At 77.2% G+C, this 8738-nt stretch carries 10 protein-coding genes; 3 read left to right on the forward strand and 7 right to left on the reverse strand.

Features of this window, described 5'->3' with window-relative positions; all coding sequences use genetic code 11:
• Positions 1-75: 75 nt before the first annotated feature.
• The 3 genes from ACUN9U_RS18140 to ACUN9U_RS18150 form a co-directional block, all read right to left on the reverse strand.
• Positions 76-1143: a DUF4037 domain-containing protein gene (locus tag ACUN9U_RS18140; RefSeq protein WP_445486400.1), complete on the reverse strand. Its 1068-nt coding sequence runs from the start codon at positions 1141-1143 to the stop codon at positions 76-78.
• A gap of 78 nt (positions 1144-1221) precedes the next feature.
• A complete protein-coding gene (locus tag ACUN9U_RS18145) occupies positions 1222-1737 on the reverse strand; it encodes a hypothetical protein (protein WP_445486401.1) in 516 nt (171 codons plus the stop codon).
• Positions 1734-2003, reverse strand: a complete 270-nt coding sequence (locus tag ACUN9U_RS18150) for a helix-turn-helix transcriptional regulator (protein WP_445486402.1) — start codon at positions 2001-2003, stop codon at positions 1734-1736. The genes ACUN9U_RS18145 and ACUN9U_RS18150 overlap by 4 nt, the downstream gene beginning before the upstream one ends.
• 246 nt (positions 2004-2249) lie before the next feature.
• Here ACUN9U_RS18150 and ACUN9U_RS18155 point away from each other — a divergent pair, with 246 nt between their 5' ends.
• Positions 2250-3080 carry a GmrSD restriction endonuclease domain-containing protein gene (locus ACUN9U_RS18155; RefSeq protein ID WP_445486408.1) on the forward strand — a complete coding sequence of 277 codons (831 nt, stop codon included), beginning with the start codon at positions 2250-2252 and terminating at the stop codon, positions 3078-3080.
• 22 nt (positions 3081-3102) lie between these two features.
• Here the strand turns inward: ACUN9U_RS18155 and ACUN9U_RS18160 are convergent, their stop codons facing one another.
• Complete coding sequence (locus ACUN9U_RS18160; protein ID WP_445486403.1) at positions 3103-3333, reverse strand: hypothetical protein; 231 nt, start codon at positions 3331-3333, stop codon at positions 3103-3105.
• Between the two features lie 69 nt (positions 3334-3402).
• Between ACUN9U_RS18160 and ACUN9U_RS18165 the strand changes: the two genes are divergently transcribed.
• Together ACUN9U_RS18165 and ACUN9U_RS18170 are read left to right on the forward strand one after the other, a co-directional pair.
• Positions 3403-3897, forward strand: a complete 495-nt coding sequence (locus tag ACUN9U_RS18165) for a MarR family winged helix-turn-helix transcriptional regulator (RefSeq protein WP_445486404.1) — start codon at positions 3403-3405, stop codon at positions 3895-3897.
• A gap of 78 nt (positions 3898-3975) precedes the next feature.
• Positions 3976-5049 carry an alkene reductase gene (locus ACUN9U_RS18170; protein ID WP_445486409.1) on the forward strand — a complete coding sequence of 358 codons (1074 nt, stop codon included), beginning with the start codon at positions 3976-3978 and terminating at the stop codon, positions 5047-5049.
• Between the two features lie 60 nt (positions 5050-5109).
• Here ACUN9U_RS18170 and ACUN9U_RS18175 read toward each other — a convergent pair whose 3' ends face one another.
• The 3 genes from ACUN9U_RS18175 to ACUN9U_RS18185 all read right to left on the reverse strand — a co-directional run bounded on the left by ACUN9U_RS18175 (position 5110) and on the right by ACUN9U_RS18185 (position 8557).
• Complete coding sequence (locus ACUN9U_RS18175; RefSeq protein ID WP_445486405.1) at positions 5110-6078, reverse strand: squalene cyclase; 969 nt, start codon at positions 6076-6078, stop codon at positions 5110-5112.
• 257 nt (positions 6079-6335) lie between these two features.
• Positions 6336-8024 (reverse strand): bifunctional 3'-5' exonuclease/DNA polymerase, encoded by a 1689-nt coding sequence (locus ACUN9U_RS18180; RefSeq protein WP_445486406.1) that lies wholly within the window; start codon positions 8022-8024, stop codon positions 6336-6338.
• 197 nt (positions 8025-8221) lie between these two features.
• A complete protein-coding gene (locus ACUN9U_RS18185; protein ID WP_445486407.1) occupies positions 8222-8557 on the reverse strand; it encodes an MmcQ/YjbR family DNA-binding protein in 336 nt (111 codons plus the stop codon).
• Between the last annotated feature and the right edge of the window lie 181 nt (positions 8558-8738).

Consider the following 8738-nt stretch of genomic DNA (forward strand, 5'->3'; position numbering starts at 1 on the left):
GCGGGGGGCCCCCCCCCCCCCCGCCCCGCGGGCGGGGGGGGGCCCCCCCCCCCCCCCCCCCCCCCCCCCCCACGATCACGGTCGGGAGGGGCGCCAGGCGTCCGTGACCGCGCGGCGGCGGTCGGGGTGGGTCAGCACGTCGACCGACTCCACCCACTGCTCCACCGCCCCCACGCCCGGCGGCAGGGCCCGCAGCAGGGGGTCGGTGACCCCGGCGCGCAGCCGCTCGGCGGCGTCCTCCGGCACCCCGAGGTAGGGCCGGCCCCAGAACGGCTCGACGGCGGCGCGCGGCACCGGCAGCCCCTGTTCGCGCTGCAGGTCGTGCAGCACGCGCAGGGCGTCGGCGAGCCCGGCCTCGCGGTCCTGCCACCGCTGCGCGGCGAGGGCCCGCCCCAGCCCGGGGGCCGCCGCCCCGGCGCGCGGCAGCCTGGCGAACAGCACCCCGGCCCACTTCGGGTAGGGCGCCCACCGCCGCTCCAGCACGAAGCCGAGGTGGACCGCCGCGCGCGCGAGCCGGGCGGCGGTGGTCCGCGAGCCGTCGTCGTCGCCGACGTCCGCGCTGCGCCCGACCAGTGGCAGCTCCTGGGACAGGCGGCTCCAGGCGGTGGCGACCACCACGAGCTCCACCTGCGGCGGGTAGGCGGCGAGCCGCTCCCGCAGCGCGCCCAGCGCACCGGTGGTGTCGGTGAAGACCGGCCCGGCCACCACCTCGAGCACGGCCTGGCCGGTCAGGGAGAGCCAGTCCAGCGCGTCCCACGGCGCTGCCGGGTCGAGCCCGAGCCGCGAGGCGGCGAAGGCGCGGACGGTGGTCACCTCCACCCGGTGGTGCTCCCGCCGGTCCCAGGTGACGGGGAAGCGCACCGGCAGCCCGTCCCAGCGGTCCGGGAGCAAGGCCTGCAGGTGGGCGTCGACCTCGGCGGCCAGGCGCGCGCCGTCGTCGCCCTGCTCGGCCGGGTCGAGCAGGAGGGTGAGCCGCAGGCCCCAGTCGTGGTCGCGGGAGGTCGCGTCGTCCAGGCCCAGCACGTCGGAGCCGCCGCCCAGCCGCCCCGCGGCGAGCGGGAGTCCCGGCCACCGCTGCGCGACGACCGGAGCGACCACCCGCTCCCAGTACCGGCGGGCGAGCTCGGCGCCGGTGCGGTCCACGCCGGCGACGCCAGCCACCTGAGGTGGCCGATCTGGGGGCACCTCCCGCTTGCGGGGGACCATGACCACGGTGAGGGGTCAGTCCTCCTCCGGGAGGGTCCACGCGAGGTGCCAGGTGGAGAGGAGCCAGGTGACGAACCACAGGACGAACCCGAGCGCGTAGCCCTGCGTCGGCACCGGCGCGTCAACGGCCAGCGCCACGGCGGCGACCACCGCGACCAGCCCGAGGCCGACGCGCAGCGGCTGCACCGCGGCGGTCGAGGCGTCGCGCATGGTGCGCTGGACCTCGTCGAGGGTGGTCTCGCGCCGGTCGAACACGCCCCGCACGCCGAGGTTGACCACTGCGTGCAGCGGGATGAAGGCCAGGAAGCCGACGACCCACACCACGACGAAGGCCGGCACGGACCCGACCGAGTGGGCCGTCGCCACCGCTGCAGCGGCCATCGCCAGCAGCAGCACGACCTCGGCGACGACGGCCGCGCGGCGCGTCGGGCGGCGGCGGGTCCAGGAGTAGCGCTCGTCCTCGAAGGTGGCGGCCAGGCCGGACGGGCGGCCGGACCGGGTGGTCGAGCGGGTGGGCGTCGCGGCGTTCATCGGGCTGTCCTTCCGTAGAGCTCGGAGCTGAGCGGGGGCAGGGGGTCGAGGCTGAAGACGGCCTCGACGGGGAGGTCGAAGTACCTGGCGATGCGCAGGGCGAGCGCCAGCGAGGGGCTGTACTCGCCGCGCTCGAGGTACCCGATGGTCTGCGGGTGCACGCCGACGGCCTCGGCGAGCTCCTTGCGGCTGGTGCGCCGCTCGGCCCGCAGCACGGCGATGCGGTCGTGCACCCCATCCTCACTGCTGCGCGGGGTCCTTCCCATGCATCTATTCGTAGCATTACTACTACGTCCTGCACAAGGCGTGCGGCGCTCCGCCCACACACCGACGACGACGCCGGCCGCCGGGGCCGCCGTCCACAGGGGCCTCCGGGAGCCCTGCGGCGCGTGGTGCCGGCGTGACAGGCTCGGCGCGTGTCCCGGACTTCCCCCCGGGGGGCATCGCGTCCTGCGCGGTCCCGCGTCGGCGTCGTCGTCGCCGCGGTCGTGCTCCTCGTGCTCCTCGTGCTCATCGCCCGCTCCGCCGGCGGCCTCGGCGGCGTGCTCGACGACGTGCTCGCGCCCGCACCGCAGGACCGCTACGACGCGCCCGCCGGCTCCGCGGTGGCGGCGCTGGAGCGCCTGCCCGTCAAGGGCAAGGCGCCCAAGACCGGCTACTCGCGCGAGCAGTTCGGCCAGGCCTGGCGCGACGTCGACGCGAACGGGTGCGACACCCGCGACGACGTCCTCGCCCGCGACCTCACCGACGTCGTCTTCAGCCGCACCGACCCCTGCCAGGTCTCCAGCGGGGTGCTCGTGGACCCCTACACGCCCAAGGAGATCCGCTTCCAGCGCGGGCCGCGCAGCGCCGAGGTGCAGATCGACCACGTCGTGGCCCTGTCGGACGCCTGGCAGACCGGCGCGCAGCAGTGGACTCCGCAGCAGCGCGAGCAGTTCGCCAACGACCCCCTCAACCTGCTGGCCGTCGACGGCCCCCTCAACGCGGCCAAGGGCGACGGCGACGCCGCGACGTGGCTGCCGCCCAACAAGGGCTTCCGCTGCCAGTACGTGGCGCGCCAGATCGCCGTCAAGGCGGAGTACGGGGCGTGGGTCACCCAGGCCGAGCACGACGCGATGGCCGACGTGCTGGCCACCTGCCCGCGCCAGCCGCTGCCCCGCGACGACGGCGGCGTGGGCCCGGGCGACGCGCAGACGGGCACCGCCCCCGGCGGCACCGCCTCGACGGCGCCCTACGCCAGCTGCTCCGCCGCACGGGAGGCCGGCGCCGGACCCCTGCGCAGCGGCGACCCCGGGTGGAACCCCCGCCTGGACCGGGACGGCGACGGCGTGGCCTGCGCCTGAGCCCCGCGCCCGCCCACCGCCGCTACCGGACGTCGCCCTCCGCGGGCTTGGACACCAGGTAGGTCCGGCCGGTGGCGTCGCGGTGCACCTCGTACTGGCCCGCGACCCCGGAGAGGCGGTGCTCGGCGCGCGCGGCCTGCGTGCCCGCCTGCTGCTCGTCGACCTGCGCTCCGCCGTAGACGGCCTTGAGGTTCTGCTCCACCGAGCCGACGGCGCGGTCGAGCCGGCCGGCCAGCCTGCGCAGGAACGACACGCGGCGCCTCCTCGGGCAGATCGGTTGTGGGCAACCAGATGGTAGGCCACCAGTCGCTACGCTGTCACCGTGACCGCCGCCACGCACGCCCGCGAGCCCGACCTGCTGGCCCTGGACCAGCAGGTCTGCTTCGCCCTGGCGGTGGCGGCCCGCAGCGTCATCGCGCTGTACCGGCCCGTGCTGGAGCCGCTGGGCCTGACGCACCCGCAGTACCTGGTCATGCTGGCGCTGTGGCAGCACCGGAGGCTGTCGGTCAAGGAGCTCGGCGGGCTGCTCCAGCTCGACTCCGGCACCCTGTCGCCGCTGCTCAAGCGCCTCGTGGCCCTGGGCCTGGTCACCAAGGCCCGCGACGGGCGCGACGAGCGCGTCGTCGTCGTCGAGCTGACCGCGCGGGGGGCGGCGCTGCGCGAGCAGGCGCTGGCCGTCCCGCGCGCCGTCATGGCGCGGCTGGGGATGGACGTCGAGGAGCTGGTCCGCCTGCGGGACTCCCTGACCGCCGTCATCGGCGCGGCCACGGCCCCGGGTGCCGCTCCGGAGGAGGTGCCGGGGGCGACCCCGGCCTGAGTGTGCCCTCCGCCACTGCCGCGACGTGGTGCTTGAAGGCTGGAACACACGACCGGGGAGGCTCTGTTGGCACCTCCCGTGGACCTCTTCACCCCCGCCGTCTTCGGCGACCTCAAGCTCTCCAACCGCATCGTCATGGCCCCGCTGACGCGCCTGCGCTCCGGTGAGCGCGGCGTGCCCGGTGAGCTCGTGGCGGAGATGTACGCGCAGCGCGCGAGCCTCGGCCTGATCATCACCGAGGGCACCTACCCGTCCGCGGAGGGGCAGGGCTACCCCGGCCAGCCGGGCATCACCACCGACGAGCAGCAGGACGCCTGGGGCCGCGTCGCCGAGGCCGTGCACGAGGCCGGCGGCACCGTCGTCATGCAGGTCATGCACGCCGGGCGCGTCTCGCACACCGACATCACCGGCACCGACCGCACCGTCGCCCCCAGCGCCCTCGCCATCCGCGGCGAGGTGCACGTGCCCAGCGGCAAGAAGCCCTACGAGGCGCCGCACGCGCTGACCCTCGACGAGCTCGAGGAGGTGCGCGAGCAGTTCGTCACCGCCTCCCGGCGCGCCGTCGCCGCCGGCCTGGACGGCGTCGAGCTGCACGGGGCCAACGGCTACCTGCTCCACGAGTTCCTCTCCCCCACCTCCAACACCCGCACCGACCTGTACGGCGGCTCCCCGCAGGCCCGCGCCCGCTTCGTGGTGGAGACCGTGCGCGCGGTGGCCGAGGCCGTCGGCGCCGGACGCACCGGGCTGCGGCTGAGCCCCGCTCACAACATCCAGGACGTGCTCGAGCAGGACGCCGACGACGTGGCCGCCACCTACGCGGCGCTCGCCGCGGGCATCGCCGACCTCGACCTGGCCTACCTGTCGGTGCTGCACGCCGACCTCGGCGGCCACCTCGTGCAGGACCTGCGCCGGCGCGTGGGCGCCCCGCTCGTGGCCAACAACGGCTTCGGCGCGCCGAGCACGCGCGAGCTCGCGCAGCAGCTGGTCGCGGACGGGGTCGCCGACGCCGTCGCCGTGGGCCGCCCGGTCATCGCCAACCCCGACCTCGCCGAGCGCTGGCGCGTGGGCGCTCCGGAGAACGAGCCCGACGGCTCCACGTTCTACGGCGGCGGCGCGAAGGGCTACACCGACTACCCGCGCCTGGCCCTCTGACCCGCGACCACCGACCGTGATCATGGGCGCCCGCCACCGCCTGGTGGCGGGCGCCCGCCGTCACGGCGCCGTGGCGTCCCACCAGCGCAGCAGCCGCAGCGCGTGGAAGGTCAGCCACCGGGACGGCTCGCCCACCCCGCCGTCGACGTCGAACCACACCCGGCCCTCGTGGCGCAGCTGCTGGTGCCACGTGCCGTCGGCGTCACGCGCGTCGCGGACCAGCTGAACCGCCTCGGCCAGCCGAGCATCGGGCGCCCTCCCGTCGTGCAGCGCCGCGGCCCGCAGGTGGTCGGCGGCGCGCAGCGCCCTGTAGGCCCAGCGGTACGGGTAGGCGAAGCAGGTGGCCCACGGCCCCAGCGGCTCCCCCGTGCTGAGCCGCCGGAGCAGGTGGCGCTCGAGGAGGTGCTCCTCGCCGCGGTGGCGGGCGGCGCGCAGGGCGTCGCTGCAGCCGGTGCGCTGCTCGTGGTCGAGCAGGCCCACCACCGCGTTGAGGGTCGAGTGGAACGAGGCGCGCGTGGAGCCCTCCACCCACTCGCAGTTCCACCCGCCGTCGTCGAGCTGGTGCTCGGGGAACCACCGCTCCAGCTGGGAGACGTCGGCGCCCAGCCACGCGCCGTCGGCGAGGGTGAACGCGTTGATGCAGACGTCGACCTCGCCGCCCCAGTAGGGCAGGTCGTCGTACTCCCAGCGCACGGCGGCGAGCAGTGCCGCGGTGCCCGGCCGCAGCGCGCAGGCGGGCACGCCCCACTCGCGCAGCTGGTTCAGCGACCACGTCGTGGCCGTGTACGGCTGGCCGGGCTCGTCGGGGAAGGTCCCCTCGCGGACCTCCCGGGGGAAGTAGGCGCCGCCCGCCCACTGGCCGTCGTCGTCCTGCAGCGCCAGCAGCCGCGCGCCGAAGCCCTCGACGGCGGTGCGGGCGCGCGTCGCCTCCCACACCGCGCGCCGCTCGCCGGCGAGGTCCCGCTGGACCTGCCAGCGCAGGGCCGGGTCGGACTCGAGCAGCCAGGCGAGGACCTCGTCGTCGTCCACGCCCCGGACGCTAGTGCCGCCCGGCGACAGCGGGCCGCTGCACGCGCAGGGGCCCGACCGCGGTGGCGCGGACCGGGCCGGACGCGTGGAGGAAGGTGCCGGAGCACCGTCCCCTCAGGTCGGAACCCTGGCGCGAGGTGTCGGAACCCGGCCCGGGTTCCGACACCTCGGGGCAGCGTTCCGGCACCTCGCGGCAGCGTTCCGACACCTCGCGGCGGGTGGTCCGCGCAGCGCGGCGCCGAGGCGCCCCCCGCCCCTCAGCCGCCGGCGTCGGCGTCCGCCCAGGAGCGGCCCACGTGGACGTCGAGCGGGAAGGCGAGCGGGAACTCCCCGTAGAGCAGCCGCCCCGCGCGCTCGGCCGCGGTCCGGACGGCGACCACGACGTCGTCGGCGAGCTCGGCCGGGGTGTGCACGAGCACCTCGTCGTGCAGGAAGAGCACCAGGTGCGGCCGCCGCTCCACCCGGCCCGCACCCCCCGCACGCCCGCCCAGGGCCCACAGCTCCTCGCGGAGCAGCGCGACCCAGCTGGTCGCCCACTCCGCGGCCGAGCCCTGCACGACGAAGTTGCGGGTGAAGCGCCCCCACGAGCGGCGCTCGCGCAGGTCGGCCTCGTTGACCGGGACGTCCGGGGCCTGCTCGGTCCACGACCCGGCCGGCCGCGGTGACCCGCGGCCGAGCCAGGTGCTCACCACCTCGCCGCGCTCGCCCGCCGCAGCGGCCACCTCGAGGTGCTCCACCGCCCGCGGGTAGCGCCGCGCGAGGTGCTCCACCATGCGGCCACCGCCGCCGGCGGTGGCCCCGTACATGGCACCGAGCACCGCGAGCTTGGCGTCGGCGCGGGTGGCGACGGCGCCGCTGTCGACCACGCCCTGGTACAGGTCGCCGCCCGCAGCGGCCCGGGCCAGGTCGAGGTCGCCGCTGACCGCTGCGAGCACGCGCGGCTCGAGCTGGGCGACGTCGGCGACCACCAGGCGCCAGCCGTCGTCGGCGACCACCGCCGGGCGCAGCACCGCCGGCACCGACAGCGCGCCCCCGCCCTGCGCGGCCCAGCGCCCGCTCACCACCCCGCCGGGCAGGTGGTCGGGCCGGTAGCGCCCCTCGTGGACCCACTCGCGCAGCCAGCGCCAGCCGTTGGCGGCGTGCAGGCGCGACAGGCGGCGGTGCTCCAGGAGCGGCGCCACGGCCGGGTGGTCCAGCTGGGACAGCGTGCCCGAGCGGGTGTCCGGCGGCTGCAGGCCCACCCGGCGCAGCGCGCGCAGCAGGTCGGCGGGGCTGTCGGGGTTCAGCGCCGGGGCGGCCAGCGCCTCCCGCGCCCGCCCGAGCAGGGCGGCCAGCACGGCCGGCTGCTCCCCCGCCGGCGGCCTGGGCCCGAGCTCGCGCGCCAGCAGCGCCTCGTGGACGTCGGTGCGCCACGGCAGCCCGGCGTGGGTCATCTCCGCGGCCACCAGGGCCGCTGCGCTCTCCGCCGCGACCAGCAGCTGCAGCCGCCCGCGCAGCGGGGACGCCGCCACCGCGGCCTGCTGCGCCGCGTGCTCGGCGGCGGCGTCCAGGGCGGTGACGTGCACGTGGAGGTTGAACAGACCCTCCGGCGCGCCGCCCGCCGCGCCCGCGGGGGCAGCGGTGGAGCTCAGCGGCGCCAGCTCGTCCCAGGCCGCCGTCTCGGCGACCCCCAGCCGCTGCTGGTCGACAGCCGGCGAGCGCCGCAGCACCCGGTGCACCAGCCGCAGGTCGGTGCACCGCTGCACGCGGACCCCGGCGCTGAGCAGCGCGGGGTACCAGCGGGTGGTGTCGTCCCACACCCACCGGGGCCCCTGCCCGGAGCCCTCGAGGCCGGCCGCGAAGGCGGCCAGGTCGGGCTCGCGCAGCCGCACGCGCTCGCCGTCCACGCGGGCGAGCACCTCGTCGGGTCCGCGCCGCTGCAGCAGCACCTCGCGCGGACCCGTCACGCGCCCAGTGTGGGCTCGGGCGCCGACAGCGCCGACACCGCCGACACCGCCGACACCGCTGGGCCGGCAGCCCGGCGGCCGGGGAGGGGAGCGGCGAGACGTCACCATCGTCGTCCCGCCGCGGGGAAGGTACCGCGCAGCAGGGGGCCGGCCGCAAGGGCCGCGGGGGGGCTGGACCGTCCGCGCGGGACCGCTGCTCAGGTGGGCCGGCCGCGCAGGCGTGCTGGCGCCTGCACCTCCCAGGCCTCGCGGAGCACCTCGGCGAGCTCGTCGACCTCCAGCTCGGCCAGCCGTGCCAGCACGTACGGGTACCCGGCGTAGTGGGGCGTGCGGAAGAAGGCCACCGGGTCTGCCGCGGCGAGCCCCTCGGCGTCCTCGACGCTGGGGCGCCGCAGCACCAGCACGCCGGGCTGGTCGTGCAGGCGGGCGAAGAGCTTGTCGTGGACGCGGAAGCCCGGGGTGCCCCAGGAGGGCTTCTCCGTGGTGTCCGGGAGCGCGAGCGCCAGGCGCCGGACGTCGTCGTCATCAGCCACACCCTGACGGTCCTCCTCGCGGCGGGCGAGCGGAAGGACCCTCACCCGAACCGCAGCCGGGCGCCCGGCTGCGGTCCCGGAAAGGTCGGGAAGCGCCGCCGGGCGCCCGGCGGCGAGGAGGGGCGGCGGCGTCAGCGAGCGGCCGCGGCGGCCGGGCCGGCGCTGGCGGCGCGCGCGGCCG

It is taken from the genome of Quadrisphaera sp. KR29, assembly GCF_052644995.1.